This is a genomic window from Pseudomonas sp. MWU13-2862 (assembly GCF_023242495.1).
Classification (GTDB): domain Bacteria; phylum Pseudomonadota; class Gammaproteobacteria; order Pseudomonadales; family Pseudomonadaceae; genus Aquipseudomonas; species Aquipseudomonas gingeri_D.
This window is the reverse complement of the sequence record NZ_JALMEZ010000003.1, coordinates 306009-324607: the sequence shown is the minus strand read 5'-3', so window position 1 is coordinate 324607 and position 18599 is coordinate 306009. Positions and strand designations below refer to the sequence as shown.

At 61.6% G+C, this 18599-nt stretch carries 14 protein-coding genes; 7 read left to right on the top strand and 7 right to left on the bottom strand.

Annotated elements, in window-relative coordinates:
* Positions 1 to 100 precede the first annotated feature (100 nt).
* The 5 genes from M5C56_RS07290 (at position 101) to M5C56_RS07270 (ending at position 5441) form a co-directional block, all read left to right on the top strand.
* The gene (locus M5C56_RS07290; RefSeq protein ID WP_103498472.1) at positions 101 to 640 is read left to right on the top strand and encodes a hypothetical protein; all 540 of its coding nucleotides are present in this window, start codon (positions 101 to 103) and stop codon (positions 638 to 640) included.
* A gap of 122 nt (positions 641 to 762) precedes the next feature.
* Positions 763 to 2499, top strand: coding sequence for a type I secretion system permease/ATPase (locus tag M5C56_RS07285; RefSeq protein WP_103498471.1), 1737 nt, complete (start codon positions 763 to 765; stop codon positions 2497 to 2499).
* Positions 2496 to 3824 carry an HlyD family type I secretion periplasmic adaptor subunit gene (locus M5C56_RS07280; protein ID WP_103498470.1) on the top strand — a complete coding sequence of 443 codons (1329 nt, stop codon included), beginning with the start codon at positions 2496 to 2498 and terminating at the stop codon, positions 3822 to 3824. The genes M5C56_RS07285 and M5C56_RS07280 overlap by 4 nt, the downstream gene beginning before the upstream one ends.
* 17 nt (positions 3825 to 3841) lie before the next feature.
* Positions 3842 to 5185: a TolC family outer membrane protein gene (locus M5C56_RS07275; RefSeq protein ID WP_103498469.1), complete on the top strand. Its 1344-nt coding sequence runs from the start codon at positions 3842 to 3844 to the stop codon at positions 5183 to 5185.
* Complete coding sequence (locus tag M5C56_RS07270) at positions 5169 to 5441, top strand: helix-turn-helix transcriptional regulator (RefSeq protein ID WP_103498468.1); 273 nt, start codon at positions 5169 to 5171, stop codon at positions 5439 to 5441. Before M5C56_RS07275 ends, M5C56_RS07270 begins: the two co-directional genes overlap by 17 nt.
* Before the next feature lie 55 nt (positions 5442 to 5496).
* On the opposite strand, the gene M5C56_RS07265 is transcribed toward M5C56_RS07270, so the two are convergent.
* From M5C56_RS07265 to M5C56_RS07235, 7 genes are all read right to left on the bottom strand, one after another.
* Positions 5497 to 7980, bottom strand: a complete 2484-nt coding sequence (locus M5C56_RS07265) for an autotransporter outer membrane beta-barrel domain-containing protein (protein ID WP_103498467.1) — start codon at positions 7978 to 7980, stop codon at positions 5497 to 5499.
* 178 nt (positions 7981 to 8158) lie between these two features.
* Positions 8159 to 8734, bottom strand: a complete 576-nt coding sequence (locus tag M5C56_RS07260) for an autotransporter outer membrane beta-barrel domain-containing protein (protein ID WP_247263090.1) — start codon at positions 8732 to 8734, stop codon at positions 8159 to 8161.
* Positions 8661 to 9320 carry a hypothetical protein gene (locus M5C56_RS07255; RefSeq protein WP_247263092.1) on the bottom strand — a complete coding sequence of 220 codons (660 nt, stop codon included), beginning with the start codon at positions 9318 to 9320 and terminating at the stop codon, positions 8661 to 8663. Before M5C56_RS07255 ends, M5C56_RS07260 begins: the two co-directional genes overlap by 74 nt.
* 112 nt (positions 9321 to 9432) lie before the next feature.
* Positions 9433 to 11049: an autotransporter domain-containing protein gene (locus tag M5C56_RS32460; protein ID WP_247263081.1), complete on the bottom strand. Its 1617-nt coding sequence runs from the start codon at positions 11047 to 11049 to the stop codon at positions 9433 to 9435.
* A gap of 667 nt (positions 11050 to 11716) precedes the next feature.
* On the bottom strand, positions 11717 to 12388 hold the full coding sequence (locus M5C56_RS07245) for a GNAT family protein (protein ID WP_103499202.1): 672 nt from the start codon (positions 12386 to 12388) through the stop codon (positions 11717 to 11719).
* 17 nt (positions 12389 to 12405) lie between these two features.
* Positions 12406 to 12852: a GNAT family N-acetyltransferase gene (locus tag M5C56_RS07240; protein WP_103499203.1), complete on the bottom strand. Its 447-nt coding sequence runs from the start codon at positions 12850 to 12852 to the stop codon at positions 12406 to 12408.
* A 9-nt stretch (positions 12853 to 12861) separates the two neighbouring features.
* A complete protein-coding gene (locus M5C56_RS07235) occupies positions 12862 to 13485 on the bottom strand; it encodes an FMN-binding negative transcriptional regulator (RefSeq protein ID WP_103499204.1) in 624 nt (207 codons plus the stop codon).
* A gap of 90 nt (positions 13486 to 13575) precedes the next feature.
* On the opposite strand from M5C56_RS07235, the gene M5C56_RS07230 reads away from it, so the two are divergent.
* Together M5C56_RS07230 and M5C56_RS07225 are read left to right on the top strand one after the other, a co-directional pair.
* On the top strand, positions 13576 to 15126 hold the full coding sequence (locus M5C56_RS07230; RefSeq protein WP_103499205.1) for a PLP-dependent aminotransferase family protein: 1551 nt from the start codon (positions 13576 to 13578) through the stop codon (positions 15124 to 15126).
* Between the two features lie 86 nt (positions 15127 to 15212).
* On the top strand, positions 15213 to 18563 hold the full coding sequence (locus M5C56_RS07225; RefSeq protein WP_103499206.1) for a DUF6543 domain-containing protein: 3351 nt from the start codon (positions 15213 to 15215) through the stop codon (positions 18561 to 18563).
* Positions 18564 to 18599 lie beyond the last annotated feature (36 nt).

Sequence of the window (18599 nt, the reverse complement as noted above, 5' to 3'; positions counted from 1 at the left end):
TATTTATATAACCCTCACTTCATAAGTTTCATTAAATAGACGACGAGCACGCCTGATGGGTATCGGGCGCTCATTAACTCGTCGTTATATGGAGTGATTTATGTCAGTGGAAACCAACGGTGCAAACGATTGGATGTTCTCGCCTTTCGAGAACAAGTTGCCATGGATAGTATCTGAGCGCGGGCAACCGGCTGCTACCAATCCTAATTTCAGTAGCACAAATGCCACTTTTGATTTTGTTGGCTGGAGCGCAAAAGTTACCAAGGTTTCAGAAAATTTGCAGCGAGATCTTATGGAAATCCAGGCGCTGCTTGACGTGGTTTTAAATTATAGGCCAGCGCAACATAGGGGGCTCATAGACGACCAGGACCTCAGCCATTTTGAGTTTGGCAAGCCTGAAGACGGTTTAGATGAGGTGCAGCCGCAACATCGAGGGTTTATTGGCGAGGAGAGCCCCGGCAGGGACGCGTTTGACAGGCTTGAAGCAGATTCTGGCCAGGGAGAAAGTAATTTCTCAGCGTTTAATGAGTATGAATTCGTTTTCAATCAGCCTGATGCCTATAGCGACTTTGCCGACAGCTATTACGACGGTCCTGTTGATAAGGGCCCGCTCCCTGATATTTTGGATATGGCGGCGTAATAGCCCTCTCGCCGGTTTATAAATAGCCCGGTCAGTTTATTCGTTTGAACTCACCAAGAGCAGTGCCCTAGGCGCTGCTCTTCTGATGTTTTACGCACGCGAAATACTACTCAAGGAAGTCAATGAAACCCTTGGCGACAACACCTACGGCACCGTTGATAGAAGTGCTCGGGGAATATAAGAGTATTCTGATCAGCGTGGGCTGTTTTACCGCCTTGATCAATGTGCTGATGCTGGCCCCCTCGATATATATGCTGCAGGTTTATGATCGGGTCCTGACTTCGCAAAACCAGACCACGCTGGTTATGTTGACGTTGATGATCGTGGGATTCTTCGTTTTTATCGGGCTGCTGGAGACCGTTCGCAACTTTGTCGTCAGCCGTGTCGCCGGGCATCTCGATCAGCGTTTCAACCTGCGTGTCTACCAGGCTGCTTTCGAGCGCAATCTGGTCCGCGGTGACGGGCATGGCGCGCAGGCCCTCGGCGATCTGAACCATATTCGCCAGTTCCTGACCGGCCCGGCCTTGTTCGCTTTTTTCGATGCGCCCTGGTTTCCGATCTACCTGGCAGTGATGTTTATGTTCAGCTTCTGGCTGGGTGTCTTCGCCTGTGTGGGAGCTGTGCTGCTGGTGAGCATGGCGCTGCTCAATGAGTGGCTGACCAGGAAGCCGCTGGCTGAAGCCGGCCGCCATTCACAAGAGGCCAGTCGCCTGGCCACCAGCCATTTGCGCAATGCCGAGACCATTCAGGCCATGGGCATGCTGGGTGTGTTACGCCAACGCTGGTTCGAGCCCTACGCCCATTTTCTTTCGCAACAGAGCCGGGCCGGCGATACGGGCGCGGTCATGACCCATCTGAGCAAAGGCTTTCGCCAGTGCCTGCAATCCCTGGTGCTGGGGCTCGGTGCGCTGCTGGTGATTATTGGTGATATGAGCGCCGGGATGATGATTGCCGGTTCCATCCTGATGGGAAGGGTTTTGCTGCCCATCGACCAGTTGATTGCCACCTCCAGGCATTGGAACGCGGCCAGGTCGGCCTATCAGCGTCTCGACGCGCTGCTCAATGAGTTTCCCGAATCGACGGGAGCGATGGCCTTGCCCGCTCCCAAGGGGCAACTGGCGTTCGAGCAGGTGAGTGCCGGGCCTCCCGGCCAGCAGCGCACGACCTTGCATCAAGTGAGTTTCCAGCTGGCGGCCGGTGAAGTGCTGGGGGTGCTGGGGGCCTCCGGCGCGGGCAAGTCGAGCCTGATTCGCGTGCTGCTGGGCATCTGGCCGGTCCAGGGCGGGGTGGTGAGGCTGGACGGTGCCGATATCCATCGTTGGGACCGCAATGAACTGGGTCCCCATATTGGCTACCTGCCGCAGAACATCGAGTTGTTCAGCGGTTCCGTGGCTGAAAATATCGCCCGTTTCGGCGCGCCGAACCCGGACAAGGTTGTCGAGGCGGCCCGGCAGGCGGGTGTTCATGAGCTGATCCTGCGTCTGCCGCAAGGTTATGACTCGGTGCTGGGGGACGCCGGCGCCGGCCTTTCCGGAGGCCAGAAGCAGCGCGTGGCCTTGGCCCGGGCGCTCTATGACCGGCCTCGCCTGGTGGTGCTGGATGAGCCGAACTCCAACCTTGATACCGAGGGTGAAGCGGCCCTCACCCGAGCCATTACCCAACTGAAGGCTCAGGGCAGCACGGTGATTCTGGTGACCCACCGTAGCCAGGTTCTGGTCCAGGCCGATCAGTTGATGGTGCTGGAAGAGGGGAAAGTGCGGGCTTTCGGTCCGCGTTCGGAGGTGCTCGACAGTTTATCGAGAACCCGGGAGTCGGCTTCGAAAGCTGCCATTCAATCGCCAAGGAAAACAGGCGCATGAGTTCAGAGAGCATCACGCCACATCACCCTGCGCTCACTTCGTGTCCGCAGCGCGGGGCCGCGTTTTTCGTCAGATTGGGCTGGGCACTGGTGGTGTTCGGTGCCGGAGGTTTCTTCAGCTGGGCGGCCCTGGCACCGCTGGATCAAGGCGTCAGTGTGCCGAGCACGGTTGTCGTGTCCGGCAAGCGCAAGGCCGTCCAGTCCCTGGGCGGGGGAGCCGTCAGTGGGATTCTGGTCAGAGAAGGAGAGAAGGTCGAGAAGGGGCAGGTGCTGTTTCGCCTGGATCGCACACAACTGTCGGCCACTGTCCAATCCTTGCAGGCCCAGTACCGCCAAGCCCTGGCCACCCAGGCCCGCTGGCAGAGCGAGCGGGACAATTTGACGAAAATTCAGTTTCCAGTCGAGTTGAGTACCGATGCCGATCCATTGTTGGCGGTTGTGTTGGAAGGGCAGCGCCAGCTTTTCAATAGTCGGCGCGAAGCCTTTTCTCGCGAGCAGGCGGGCATCCGTGCCCGCATCGACGGGGCGACGGCCCAACTGTCCGGCCTGCGCCAAGCCCGCAATGATCTGAATGCCCAAGCCGGATCATTGCGCCGGCAACTGGAGAAACTGCGCCCTCTGGCGGATGAGGGACATATTGCGAGTAATCGTCTGCTGGAGCAGGAGCGCCAGTTGTCCCAGGTTCAGCAGCAGATCGCGCGGAACAAGGGGGAAATCGGCTTTCTCGAACAGGAAATACTCGAGTCGCAGCTCAAGCTGTCCCGGCATGTCGAGCAGTATCAGACCGAAGTCCGTGGTGAGTTGGCCGAGGTGCGGCTCAAGTGTCTGACCCTGGAACAACAGCTGGCGTCGGCGAGTTTTGACTTGCAGCACACCGAGGTCAACGCGCCGGCGCAAGGGATTGCCGTCAACTTGAGCGTGCATACCGAGGGCGCCGTGGTCCGTGCCGGCGACACCCTGCTGGAGATCGTGCCCCAAGGCCAGCATCTGGAGGTGGAGGGGCGCTTGCCGGTCAGCCTGGTGGACAAGGTCAGTCCGGCCCTGCCGGTGGACATCCTGTTCACGGCGTTCAATCAGAGCGTGACGCCCCGTGTCGCGGGTGAGGTCAGCCTGGTGTCGGCCGACCAGTTGCTCGACGAAAAAACCGGCGCCCCCTACTACGTGATACGCAGCTCGGTCAGTGAAGCCTCTCTGGAACAGCTCAATGGACTGGTGATCAAGCCCGGCATGCCGGCCGAGATGTTCGTCCGTACCGGGGAGCGCTCGCTCCTCAACTACCTGTTCAAACCGCTGCTGGATCGCGTGAGCGCCTCGTTGACCGAATAGGAAGAGGGTCTGCCGTCATGAAAATAGTTTTGATACCTGTTGCGCTGTTCGCGTTGATCGCCAGCCTCGAGAGCCATGCCCTGGGACCCTTTCAAGTGTATGAGTCGGCTTTGCTGCATGACCCGGTGTTCCAGGGGGCCATGAAGGCGCGCGATGCAGGGCGGGAAAGCGATGCCATTGGCCGGGCGGGGCTGCTGCCTCGGCTGTCCTACAGCCACAACCTGGGGCGTAATGAATCCAGGATCACCCAGCTCAGGGAGGCGGGCAGCAGCCATGACCAGCGCCGCTACCGCAGTGCCACCTCGGCACTGACCCTGCAGCAACCGCTGCTCGATTACGAAGCCTATGCGGCTTATCGCAAAGGCGTCGCCCAGTCGCTGTTTGCCGATGAGGTGTTTCGCAGCAAAAGCCAGGAGCTGCTGCTGCGGGTACTCAGTGCCTACACCCGGGCCTTGTTGGCCCAGGATCAGATCGAAATTGCCCAGGCCCGAAAAAAGGCCTTTGAGCAGCAGTTCCAGCGCAATACCCACCTGTTTCACCAGGGAGAGGGCGCGCGTACCGATATTCTCGAAGCCGAATCGCGTTTCGAGCTGGCAACGGCGCAACAGATCGAGGCCCATGACGAACAGGAGGCCGCCTTGCGGGAGTTGGGAGCCTTGATGGGCAAACCAGGGATCGCCATCAATGATCTGGCGCCGCTGTCCGCGACTTTCCAGGCCTTTCCCATGGAGCCGGCGACCTTTGATCATTGGCATCGCATGGCGCTGGTCCAGAACCCGTTGCTGGCTTCTCAACGCCAGGCGGTCGAGGTGGCGAGGTTCGAGGTGGAGCGCAGCCGTGCCGGACACCTGCCCAAGGTCACGGCCTACGCCAGCCTGCGTAAATCGGAGTCCGATAGCAGCAGCACTTATGACCAGCGCAACAGCACCAATAGCATTGGCGTCGAGTTGAGCGTGCCGTTGTTTGCGGGGGGCGGCGTTTCGGCCTCCGTGCGCAAGGCCAGCCGGACCCTTGAGCAAACGGAGTACGAACTGGAGGCCAAGACCCGTGAGACGTTGATCGAGTTGCGCCGCCAGTTCAGCGCTTGTTTGTCCGGGGAGAGCAAATTACGCGCTTATCAGAAGGCCCTGGCTTCAGCGGAGTCGCTGGTGGATTCGACGCAAAAGAGCCTGCTGGGGGGCGAGCGGGTCAACCTCGATCTGCTGAATGCCGAACAACAACGGTTCAGTACCCGTAGCGAGCTGGCCAAGGCCCGTTACGACTATCTGATGGCATGGGTGAAGTTGCGTTTCCACGCCGGCATCCTGAATGAGGGCGATCTGGCCAGGATCGATGAGGTCTTTGTTGGCGATATCGGTTGATGAGCCACTGATTCAAGCCATTCAAGACGAGCTTACCCAGGGCGTGATCGGTATCGGCGCGGCGGTCAGGCGCTTGCGTGTCGAGGTCACCGGCTTGCACCAGACTCAATTTGCTCGGATGTGCAGGATTTCGGTACGGACCCTTGTTCATATCGAGCACGAGGAGGGCAATCCGACGCTCAAGTCGTTGAACTCGGTGTTCAAACCCTTCGGGTTGCAGATGGGCGTGGTGCGACTTCGCAAGACTTCAGGCTGACGGGTTCGCGCCACCTTTTGCACGGCGGACGACTGGCCGAACAGCCCAAGCCCGGTTAAAAGGCCAGCGCCCACTGCCCCATGACGCCATGCTTGCGGCTGTTGCCGCCGACTTCCCCGCTGTAGCCGACGCCGAGGTTCTGGCGGGGCGATAACTTCAGGTCGAGGCCGGCCTCCAGCACCAGGCTGTCGCGGTCCAATGCACTGCTTTTGATCTTGAACGAATCGTCGTTCAGTGCCATCAGGTTCTGTTCAGTCTGGTGGGTGGTGCGGCCATACAGATGTTTCCAGCCGGCGCTCAGGTGTGGGGTCAGGCGCATGCCACTGTCCAGTGTGTACTGATTGGCCAGGCGGGCACCGAAGGTGCTGCTGAGATTGTCCTGGGTCTGTGCCTTGACGTTCAGGGCCGTGTCACCGCCTTTTTCCTTGAAACCCTCGTGGTGGTAGCGCTGATAACCGATATTGACGAACGGCTCCGCGTGCAGGTTGCCGCTACCCAGGTTGTAGCCGAGTTCGGCGAACGCTTGTTGGCTGTCGGCACGGTGGTTGCCTTTGAGGCGATCACTGAGGCCGGCGAAGTCCACGTTGCGCCGGGTTCTGCCCTCGTGGATGCTGTGTACCGCGCCGAGACGCAGCGCCAGGGGGCCGCTTTGGCGCAGGGCATAAGCACCCAGGTGCCAGCTATCGAGGTCACCCCCGAAGTCGGTGCCCTTGAGGCGGGTCTGTGATTTGCCGCCCAGCACCCCCAGGCGCCATTCCGAATCGAGCGCCCAATCGGCACCGAGGAGAAGGCCCCTGGTGTTCTGCTGCAGCACCTGGCTGCTCTGGCTGCGCTCGAACTTTCCGGAGTTGCCCAGGCCCTGGACCCAGAGTCGGCCATTGGCACCGTTACGACTCGAATCGCCGGTGGCGAGGGCGGTCGAACTCAGGGTCTGTCGATTGGCGGGGTCGCCCAGTTGCCGCATGGCCGAGAGCATGCTGCTGCTCACTTGGCTGGCACCACTCAAGGTTGCGTTACCCAGGTTGGCAGTGTGGCTGCTGGCGAGTTGCTCCAAGGCGCGTGTCAGCGTGGCTTCATTACTGGTGGTCAGGGCGGCGCCCACGGCCGGGACATCGTCCATCTCCTCGACATCAGCCATCGCCAGCTCAAGATCGCTGTCCATGTCGTCGTCCAGGCTCCTGCGCTTTCGTATGATGGATTTGTTCATGCCGTCCGAGAAAAATTCCTCGCGGCTGACGGCTTGGCCCTTGATCCCGGTGGTTACTTTCCCAAAACGTGTCAGGGGTTCCAGGTGTCTGGCAACGCTCTTGGCATTATCGGATTGCGCAAGACTCTCAAGGGCGACATCGTTACGCCGGTAGCTCAGTCCAACCTCCGTTTTGCCATAGCGGACCTCCGGGGTCATCAGCGCCAGGTCAGTGGTGACCTGGCCGAAGGTACCCTCCACGTTGCCCGCTCGCAGAAGAGTGTGCTGGCTGTTCACGGGCGCACGGCCTCCCGTCGCGTTTACCAGCAATGTGGCCCCACCCAAATTCGCTGTTCCCCCGACCTGGACGGTGGCGCTGCCACCATTGGCGTCGACCCCGTAGATCAACTTCGAACCTCGGCTCAAGGTGAGGTCCTGACCGATACTGGCAGCGCCCGATGCCCGATTGACCCGCAACGTACCCTTTACCAGCAAGCTATGGGTGTAACCCTGGCCGGTATACTCACCCTTGACCAGGGTCTGCCCGGTGATCGCACCCTGGTTGATCAGCTTCGCGCCCCAGGCAATCTCGGCGCCGTCACTGAAGTCGCCGCGGCTGAGCAGCGTCCAGGTCCCTGAATCGACATGGAGCTTTTCGAACCTGAGGGTGTCTCTGAGGGTTCCGCTCCCGGCGCCATTGAGAACCACCCGGTCGTAACCTTGACCGCCGTCGATAAATCCGCCGATTCGGGAGCCGCTGTGGAGGGACAGCACATCGTCGCCACCGCCGAGGTCAATCGTGGGACCGCCTCCGGAACCGATGATTGAACCGCTGTTGACGACGACGTCATTGAAGTTGCCTTCGAACTTTATGCCTCGGGCACCCTGGATGGTTCCCGAGTTTGTCACATGGGTCGTACCGCCGCCCTTTGCCAGAATGCCGTAGCCCTTGCCGCTGATCAGTGCCGACGAGCCGTTTGTAACGCTACCGTTGCCGATCACCAGGCCTGAGCCGAGCGGGTGGGTGCTTTCAATGGTCCCGGCGTTCGAGATACGGGCGACCTTGCCGATGCGGATGCCGTCATTGAGAGGGCTGCCCTTCTCTCCGAGACTACCGGTGATACGTCCCTTATTGTCCACGTTGCCATTGCCTTGGGCATAGACGCCGGCCCCGTCTCGACCGACGATTGTTCCCGCATTGAACAGCAAGAGATCCTCTTGGCTGGTAAGGCCATGGGAGTTATTGGAAATGATGCCCCTGTTGACGATGTCGGAGGCTTGAGTGTGTTGTGTCGCCGTTATGCCGAGGGCGAGCGTCACGGCGATGCTTAAACGAGGCTGAGTAAATTGCATTCCTTGTCACCTCAAGTTCAATTGAGATGAGAATGTAATTATTCGTTTCCCTGGCGGATGTCGGGCCTTGGGCTCCTGCTGTGCGAGACACGTCCTTGTTTGAGCGATGTTTGGTCCTGGGCAGGATTGACACCTTCCCGCGGCCCGGCCTGACCCGGCCGGGTGGCGGGAACCTTGTTTAAAAGGTCAGCCTCCATTGACCCATGACCCCATGATTACGCTGGTTGCTGCTGACTTCCCCGGTGTAGCCGACGCCGAGGTTCTGGCTGGGCGACAGCTTCAGGTCCAGGCCCGCTTCCAGCAGCAGGCTGTCGCGGTCCAGGGCGGCGCCTTTGACCTTGAAGCTGCGATCGTTCACCGTGAATTTCTGCTGGGTCGTGCTGCCAACGTCGCCATGCAGATGCTTCCAGCCAGCACTCAGGTGTGGGGTCAGGCTCATTTTATTGTCGAAGGGGGTGACGCTACTCGCGCGCAAGCCGAGGGTGCTGCTGAGGTTGCCGTGGGTCTGACTGCCGACGGCCAGGGCCGCTTCGCCGCCGCGCTCGGTGAAGCGGTCGTGGTGATAACGTTCGTAACCGAGGCCGGTGAAGGGTTCGACACGCAGGTCGGCGCCACCGAAGCTGTAGCCGACTTCGGCGAAAGCTTGTTGGCTGTTGGCGTCGTAGTCGCCTTTGAAACGATCACGGTAGCCATTGAACGCCACGTTGCGTCCGGTCTTGCCGGAATGGCTGCTGTACACCGCGCCGAGCCGCAGGGCCAGCGGGCCGCTTTGGCGCAGGGCGTAGACACTTGCCGACGTTGTAAATCTCCGCATCCCCGATGATCCGTATGCCATCGCCGTCGGCATCCAGGGTGCGTGCATCACCGGTGATGCTGGCGGAGTTGGTGACCTTGCCATTGCCCGTGGAATGGAATCCCGCGCCATTGAATCCGCTCACCTGGCCGCGGTTGGTGAGTTCTCCCGCGCGTCGGGTGCTGACGCCGTGACGCCCGCCCGAGAGGGTGCCGACATTGATCAGGGTGATATCGGAGGGGCCCAGGTCTATGCCGTCATGATGTTCACTGCTGATTTTCCCGTCGTTGACGATGCGTCCCTCAACGCGTCCGATGACCTTGATGGCGCTTCCGGTGATCGCTTGAATGTTGCCATCACGTTGATTGGTGTAGTCGATTGACGACTCGCTCAGCAAGACCGTATGGCCTTTCTTGGCGTGCAGGTGGCTGACATTCCCCTGCTGTTGAGGGGCTGAGGGCGTGGGGCTGGCGTGTGTGTCGCGCAAGACGACAGTCGTGAGTGCCAGCGTGACCGCGAGTGCTAGGCGATGAGGGGTGGGGGGCATTGGATTTCCGGCCTCGGATTGATTCGGGGCCGGAAATGTATCTATGTATTTAATCGATAAATGTCGGCCTTTTTACCTCCGACAGGCGGGATAAGTCCTTAGGTTCAAGGGATTAAAAACTCATCTTCCACTGCCCCATGACGCCATGGGTCCGGCTGCTATTGCCTACTTCACCGTTGTAGGCCACGCCGATGGAATGCCTGGCCGACAGGTTCAGATCCAGCCCGGCTTCGACCACCAGGGTGTCACGGTCCCGGGTGATCCCCTTGGTGTTGAAGACGTCGCCGGTCACCTGATTGGACTGGGTGCTGGTGCTCTCGACCGGACCGTACAGGTGTTTCCAGCCCGCGCTCAGGCGCGGGGCCAGGCTCATCTTGTTGTCCATGTGCTTGATGCTGGCGGTGCGCAGGCCCAGGGTGGTGTTGAAGTTGCTCTGGGTCTGGGCATCGGCCTTCAGCGCGGCTTCACCGCCTTTTTCCGTATAGCCCTGGCGCGAGTAGCGCTGGTAGCCGAGGCTGGCAAAAGGTTCGGCGCTCAGGCTGCCGCTGCCCAGGTTGTAGCCGAGTTCAGCGAAGGCCTGCTGGCTGTTGGCGTTGTAGTTGCCGGTGAGACGGTCCTTGTAGCCGCTGAACTCCACGTTGCGTTCGGTCTTGCCATAGTGCTGGCTGTGGACCGCGCCCAGGCGCAGGGCCACGGGCCCGCTCTGGTGCAGGGCGTAGGTGCCGACATGCCAGCTGTCCAGGCCGCCTTCGAAGCGGTTGGCTTTATGCTTGGATTGCGACTTGCCGCCCAGCAGGCCCATGCGCCATTCATTGTCCAGGGCCCAGTCGACGCCCACCACCAGGCCTCGGGTGTCCTGTTCGAAGGCCTTCTGGCCTGCCGGTTGATCGAAGGCGCTGGCGTTGTTCAGGGCGTCTACCCACACACGACTTTCATTGGGCTTGATTTCCGAACGCCCCGACAGCGAGACCTGGCCGGGCGCGCCGTTTTGTCCGGCGAGCAGGCGCTGGGTGGGGTCATTGCCGAGCTGGCGCATGGCCGCGAGGGCGCTGTTGCCCACCTGGCTGGCACCGCTGAGGGTGGCTGCACCCAGGCTGGCATTGCCGGCGCCGGAAAGCTGCATGCGGGCGTCTCTTTTTGCCGCCGTGCCCAGTTTGTTCAGGGCCGTGCGCAGTGGGGAATCGACCGGCCTGGGGAATGGTTGGCCGACATTGCCGCCTTGTCCGCCCGTTGGGTCATCTGCCTGAGTCTGTCTTGGGTCTTTATTTTGAAGGGCTGCGATCTTGTCGTCGTGTTCCTTGTCCCGTTGCTCAAGTTTGGTGATTCTATTCAGCGTCTCGGGGTCTAATACGCCGTCCCTGCCGTCTACACCATCTCTGCCGTTCGTGCCGTTCACGCCATCCCTGCCAGGAGTCCCGGGAGCGCCGTCGGCCCCATCCTTGCCATCTTTGCCGTCCACGCCATCTCTGCCGTTCGTGCCGTCCACGCCATCCCTGCCGTTCGTGCCGTCGGCCCCATCCTTGCCGTCTTTGCCATCCACGCCATCTCTGCCGTTCGTGCCGTCCACGCCATCCCTGCCGGGAGTGCCGTCGGCCCCATCCTTGCCGTCTTTGCCGTCCACGCCATCTCTGCCGTTCGTGCCGTTCACGCCATCCCTGCCGGGAGCGCCGTCGGCCCCATCCTTGCCGTCTTTGCCGTCCACGCCATCTCTGCCGTTCGTGCCGTTCACACCATCCCTGCCGGGAGTACCTCGCAGGTTCTGGGTTAGAAGGGGAGGATTCGGGTTAGGCAATGGGGGGACGGCGCATGGCGGGCATGGTGGCGGGAGGGGCGACACGTATATCCCAACAGCAGAGCCGTCGGGCTGGATGTATGCCTCAAAGGGGGCCGTATTCCCGTTGTTAGGTTTGACCCAAAAAACGCCGGGAGCGGTGGGGTTTGGGTCGACGACCGTATAGGTATTGGACCTTAGACCTTGTGGGTACTGAGGGACTGGTGGCTGTTGACCGGAACCAATGGGAGCCTCCCACACAGTGCCGCCCTCTGGGGTCGTTCCGAGATAGGTAGCATTCGGGTCGATAGGTCGGCTGAGTATTGGCGTCTGCGGATAGGCTAGTACCTGCTGACTGGCAATAACACTGGATGCCAGTGCGACCGATATGGTGAGTCGATTAAGGGGTGTTGGCATGGAATTTCGACCTCCTGGAAAATTGAGGCCGAAATGTATCTATCCATGTAATCGATAAATGTCGGGATTTTTACCCGTCTTTTGCAAGATATGTCACCGGTTTGGTGACGATTCGAGGTGTGTTTTATGACCCTGTGGTCTTACGGTGGCTGACGCGTCAGCCACCGTATTTTCAGGTCGAGGGGCGCTGCGCTTTCAGGCTGTCCGGTTAACCCCGGCACTCGACCAGGGACTTGATTTGCCCGACCTCGGTCAGGTTCTCTTCCGACAACCAGCGCTCGAACCCGGCATTCACCGTCGGCCATTCCGAATCGATAATGCTGTACCACGCCGTATCGCGGTTCCTGCCCTTGACCACCATATGCTGGCGGAACACGCCTTCGAAGCTGAAGCCCAAACGCTCGGCCGCCGTACGCGAGCGGGCGTTGTCGTTGTTGCACTTCCATTCCAGGCGCCGGTAACCCATGGCGAAGGCTTCCTTGGCCAGCAGATAGACCGCCTCGGTGCTCTTGGGCGAACGCTGCATCGGCGCGCCAAAGGTGACGTGGCCGATTTCGATACGTCCCTGGGCCGGGACGATTGACATCAGGCTGAGAATGCCCTGGACCTCACCGCTGGCCTTGTCGACCACGCTGAAGAAATACGGATCGCTATTGGCCGCATGGTTGTTCAGCCAGTCATTGAAGGCGCTGCGCTCCGGGAATGGACCGTAAGGCAGATAATCCCAGAGCTTGGGATCGGCGCCGGGGCCCGTCAGGGCCTGCCAGAGATCGTCGCCATGGCGGGCCGGATCGAGTTTTTCCAGGACGATAAAACGCCCCTCCAGACGCTGGGCCGAAGGTGCCGGCGCGCCTTTCCAGTTTGCTAGGGATATCGACATGAGGCTTTCCTTGAGGCTTACAACGCTTGGCGAAATTGAATGAAACCGGGGCGCTCGGCAATCCGTTCATACAGCTGGATGGCCGTGGCGTTGGTCTCGTGGGTCAGCCAGTGGACTTTATTGCACCCGGCCTCGGCCGCCGTGGCATAGACATGCTCGATCAGCAGCCGTCCCAACCCGGTTCCGCGCTGGCCGGGCGCCACGAACAGGTCCTGCAGGTAGCAGGAATTCTGCACGCTCCAGTTCGACCGATGGTAGATGAAATGCACCAGGCCCACGGCCTTGCCGTCCTGCCAGGCGAGGGCGGCGTTGGTGGTTTCGGCCGGGTCGAGAAAACGTTGCCAGGTCGACTGGTAGATCGCGTCCGGCAGCTCGGTTTCATAGAACTTCAGATAGGCCTGCCACAGCGGGCGCCAAACGGCCTGGTCGGCGGCGCTGACCGGGCGGATCTCGATGGAACTCATGGTGACTCCTTAGCACATCAATTGGGCGAGGGCTTGGTCCTGGCTGTCGGCGCTGGCCGCCAGCCCTTGTTGCACGCCGGCTTGGTCGGCGGCGCTGCGGTTCTGGCTGAGCTTGCGTTTGCCTTCCAGGCGCTGGATCGGTATGGCAAAACCGACAATGGCCTTGAGCATGCTCTCGATGTACGGCGCGGGGGCGTCGGCAACTTTCCACGGCTTGTCCCGGCCCGCTTCATGGCGGTCGGTCAGGGCGCTGACCAGGTTGAGCAGGCGATCAGCGTCATCGAATACTTCGGCCTGGCCGTAGGCGTGCACGGCCACGTAATTCCAGGTCGGCACGACCTTGCCGTGCTCTGCCTTGGCGGGATAGAAGGACGGGCTGACATAGGCATCGGCCCCCGGGAAGATCACCAGCACTTCACCGCCCTCCGCCAGTTCCTGCCACTGCGGATTGGCCCGGGCCAGATGGCCATAGAGCGTGCCATTGGGACCTTGCTCGGGGCGCAGCAACAGCGGCACATGGATGGCTTGCAGGCCGAGCTTGCCATGGGTGACCAGTGTCGCCAGGCGAGTGCCCTGGATATGTTGCTGCAGGGTGAGCAGGTCTTGTTCGGAAAAGGCGCTGGGTGTGTACATGGAAATTTTCCTTGGCGAATACCTGCATCCTAGGCAGGCTATTGGTTGGTTGTAAGAGCCATTGTCGGCGATTTTCATAGGTCCAATGCCATGCCCAGTCCATCGTTGCCCCTGCCGTTCGACCCCGCCGGGATCTACCTCGATCCGGCCAAGGGACTCAGTCGCCAGCTCTATCAGGCCTTGCGCCTGCGGGTGCTGGACGGGCGCCTGGCGAGTGGCAGCCGTCTGCCGGCCAGCCGCGACCTGGCCAGCGCCCTGGCGATTTCCCGCAACAGCGTGGTGCGGGCCTATGACCAGCTCTACGCCGAGGGCTTTATCGAGGGCCGGATCGGCGATGGCACCTACGTGGCGCAGTTGCCGGAAAAAGCCCTGCCGATCAAAAAGTTGTCCACAAAACTATCCACAGGGTTTTCAACAGGCTTACCCACAGGGTTATCCACAAAATCGACCGAAACCGCTGGGGTTACATCCAGTAAAGTTATCCACAATCTGGCCATGGAGCGCATCGAGAGCAACCCGATGCACAAGCCACCGAGCGGTCCGCCGCGGGCTTTTCGGGTGGGTGTGCCGGCGTTCGACCTGTTTCCCTTTGGCGTCTGGGCCAAGCTGCAGGCGGCTTTCTGGCGTAAACCGGATTTGCAGTTGCTGTGTTACGGCGAGGCGGCGGGGGAGGCGCGCTTGCGCGGCCTGATCGCGGCTTACTTGCGCAGCTCTCGGGGCCTGTCCTGCACGCCTGAGCAAATTGTGATCACCAGTGGCGCGCAGCAGGGCATTAGCCTTTGTGCACAGTTGCTGGTGGACCCCGGCGATGGCGTCGCGGTGGAGAATCCCGGGTACCGCGCGGCCCGTTTGGCCTTCGCGGTGGCGGGGGCCACGCTGCATGGCGTGACGGTGGACCATGAGGGGCTCGATTGCGTCGAACTCGCGCAATTGCCGGACTGTCGGCTGGCCTATGTGACCCCCTCCCATCAATACCCCACCGGGGTGATCATGAGCCTGGCCCGGCGCCTGGAGCTGCTGGCCTGGGCCGAGCGCACTGGCGGCTGGATCGTCGAGGACGACTACGACGGCGAGTACCGCTACAGCGGCGCGCCGCTGGCACCCTTGGCGGCGCTGGATCGGCAGGGGCGGGTGCTGTATGTCGGGACCTTCGGCAAGATCGCCTTTCCGGCGTTGCGCCTCGGCTACCTGGTGCTGCCGCCGACGCTGGTCGAGGCCTTTGCCCAGCGCCGCGCCCTGGATATGCGGCACTCGGAGGTCAGCACCCAGGCGGTGATGGCCGAGTTCATGGCCGCCGGGCACTTCCAGCGGCATATCCGCCGCATGCGCCGGGCCGCGCTGAGTCGGCGCAACGCCTTGTTGGCCCATTGGCCGGCGAATATCCCGGGCTGTGGCGACTTGCCGGCGGTTGCGGCGGGCTTGCACCTGACGGTGCCGGTGGAGAGTCTGTCCCGGGAGCGGGAGTTGATCGCGCAAGCCGAGAGCGTCGGTGTCGAAATCAGCCCCTTGAGCAGCTACTGGATCACTCAGCCCGAACCGCCCGAAGACCGGCGTGCTGGTTTGGTACTGGGCTTCGCGGCGGTGCCGGAGGCGGATATCGAGTCGGCGCTGGCGCGCTTGCGCACGGTCTGGAAGGTCTAGCCGCGCAGGGTATTAACCGGCTACCGCATACCCTCGCGCGGTCGATGTTTATTTATTCCCGGAACCCGCCACCAGGATAAATCGACATGACTTCCCCCCTTGCTCGCGCGACCTTGAGCGAAAGCGAACAGGCTGAGAGGGTCTATACCCTCAGTGATTATTTTGCCCAGCGCCCGACCCTGGAAAGCGTGGCGCCCGGCCTGGTCCGCGACATGCTGGAAGATCACTACCCGGCGCAGGGCGAGCGGCTTATCCATGCCGCGCTGATCGAGCCGGAACCGTGCGGCAATCAGGTGGAATACCGGGTCCTGACCCTGGCGCACTTGTTGATCGAGCGCTTGCTGGGCGAAGAAAAGCGGATATGTCCGGCCGGCAGCTATGTGACGCTCTACCCGGGCGCGGAGCATCCGGAGCAGTTGTCCCTGAGCGTTGAGATGCTCGATACGCTGCTGGACGAGTGGGCTCCGTTGTTGCTGGAGGCGTACAAACAGGGTCTGGTGGACTTCTGGAACTCGCCACTGGCGGGGGATATCGCCCCCTGGCAGCGCCTTTCCGAATTCTTCGCGGCGCAATTGCGCCTGGCGTGCGCGGCGCTGTCGGGCGATGAATTGGCCGGTGTGAGTGCAGTGCTCGACTATCCCGACCTGAAGGCGCGCGAGGCCAAGTTCGGCAGTGATTGCGCACAGGCCTATATCCCTATTATCGATAGCCGCATCAAGGGTCCCGAGCCCTTGCGCATCCAGGCACTGGTTATCAGCCATTGGGTCGGCGAACGCCAGATCGTCTTGCTTTACAGCCTGTTCGGCGGGATCGAAACCTTCGATTCCACCCGAGCGCTTGAAGAGTCCCTGAGCGTGACATTGAGCGGCGAGGACTCGGGTTTCAGGAGTTACTCGCCGGACCATCATATCTTCGATGCCCTGACCGTGAGCCTGCTGGTACGCCAGTTGGAGGCCATCGATGCGATCAAGCCAAGTGACTATCGCGACCCGGAGGCCCTTGAGCAACACCTGCGTGAGTTGACTGGTTTGCAGGCCTTGTTCGGTGCCTTTCGTTCCGGTCACGAGGCGAAATTGGCGAGCCTGGATGACTTGCTCCCCGAGGCGTTGCGCAAGGCGTCGGCGGCGGATCGCACGCGTTATGGTCGTTACGTGGCGGCGCTTGCGACGGTGCATCGGGGTCATGCCGGCAAGGCGTTTCTCGATGGCATTCCCGATATCCGGACCTTTGCCGGCCAGTCGTTGCGGGCGAGTTTGCAGGCGAAATATCCAGCGGCCGCGAGCGTGTCGGTCAGCGATATCAGCGTGACCCTGACGCGTATCGCCAACAGCCCCTCCGAAATGGTCGACAGTGCGCTTGACGCTCGCTATGAGTCACAGGCCCAGGATTATGTCGCCATGGCGCTGAAGAACCTTGAGGCCTTCCCTCTTGGCGCATTGGCGCAGGTTCATTACCAGGGTCGGACAGCGCCTCCCTGGATGAGCTATGACGCGCTGCGCACGGCGGTGAGCGACGCCGATATCGGCAGGACCTACCCCGAGTTGCTCAGGCAGAAATTGCAGCGCGATCAGGCCGAACGAGCCCGGCAAGAAGGGCTGTTTACCGACTACCTGCGGGTCCTGCTGCCGATGTGGGCGCTGGAGCTGCGGCTCGAGCGGAAACTGACGGAGACCGCCCGTCTTTATGTCGAGGCGGTGGTGACCCGGGACGTTGGCGTCCGTGAGGTGCTGGGGCAGCCCATCGTGGTCAGGCCCCTGGCCTTTTTGGCGCATCCCGGTGCCACGGCGGACCGGGTGCGCAATATGTTTGTGATTGGCCCGCAGGCGACGGCCCAGGGCCCGCAGGTGCTGTGCCGCCCCGGCGCCAGGGTGCTCTTGCTTGAGTTTCCATCCTGGGCCGGCTTGTTGACGGCCATCCAGCGGGAGGGACCTTTGCAGCAGTCGGTCCTCGACGGCCTGGACAGCGCAAGGCGTTCAACCTATGAGGATGGCGGATTCAAGGAGCCGCACCTGACCCGGGTGACCAACTCCGATTGGAATATCCCGGACACTCCTGAGCCGGCTGCGCTGGACACCACGCCGCTGTCCGGGTCGTTTTGCGCGGCACTGTTCGCCGCCAGCGTCGAGGCGTTGATCGCGCAGGCCGAGGCGGACTCGGTGTCCAATGCCGAGGATCGCTGGAACCGTTTCGTCGATCTGGGTTGGGCCTTGTTCGGCCTGCTACAGCCCTTGTTGCCTGGGCCCCTGGCGGGTTTCGGCTGGCTTGTGCAATTGCTCTCCAGCCTCAAGGCCTTGGCCGATCCCCATGCGTCCCATCCCTGGGTGGCGTTCTCCGATGTCTTGCTGAACCTGGCGGTCGTGCTGGTGTATCACCGTCGGCCGCTGATCGGGCAAGCCGGGGGCGTGCGCCCCAGGCCGGTCCTCAGTAACGCGGTGATCAAGGAACCTGCCGTCAGCGCGGCGAACCAACTGGTCTTTGCCTGGACCCGCCCGGACCGACTCTTCACGGCTTCCGAGCTGGTCCGGCTCGAGAAGTTCAAGCTGTCGCTGTCCGAGGCGCCCGGCACTTTGCTGGAGTCGGGCGACTGGAAAGGTCTGTATCGGCGCGACAAGCTTTTCTATGCCCGGGTCGACGATGCCTGGTTTCGGGTGTCGCGCAAACTCGATGGGGTGGTGATCATTGATGACCGCCACCCGGCGCGACAGGGTCCCTGGTTGAGGCGCGACAGCTCGGGGCTTTGGCAGTTGGATCGCGGCCTGCGCCTGCTGGGCGGCGTGGGCGAATTGAGTGTACGTGCCGCGAAGAAGCTCAAGTCGCTGGAGAAGAAGGCCCGTGATCTGTTGGAGAGCGTGCCGACGCTGCTGGCGGACGCCGAACGCAGTGCGAGCCTGGTGCAGGTCCCGCGTGATATCGAGGACATGCTCGGGATGAAGGCGCAGCCATTTTCAGCGCTCGGCAGGGAACTGCGGGATTTGACCCAGGGGCTTTCACAGTCTCCGCGGTTTTTGATTGCCGACCTGGAGCAGGCCGCGAGCACCTTGAACAAAAAGGGGCTGAGTCTGCGGGTCAACCTGACCAAGAAGCGCTTGCCGAGCGCCGCCGCCGTTGAGTTCCTGGCGCAGGAAGAGCAGATCACGGTCCACAAGCTGGGTGAGCGCCGGGATATCTCCGGCGGCAAGGGCAACGACTTCCTCGATGAGTACGAGATTCGCGACCGGCAGGGCAGGCCGCTGTGGTACGCGCATTTCCATTACCTGAGCGCGACCACGCCGGCGGCCCGTTTTTCCAAGGCTCACCTCAAGACCCGCGAGCAACGGTTTAAAGGGCTCAGTTTTCAGCGGGCCCAGGAGAGCGCCGGAAGCAAAGTCGATGCTATCTGGCGTGGAGACATCGGCCCCAAGCTGGCAGCGGCGTTGTTCCTGCCACCGAGTGCCTGAAGATCGCCCCCGCCCCCTGTAGGGGGCGGGGGCAAC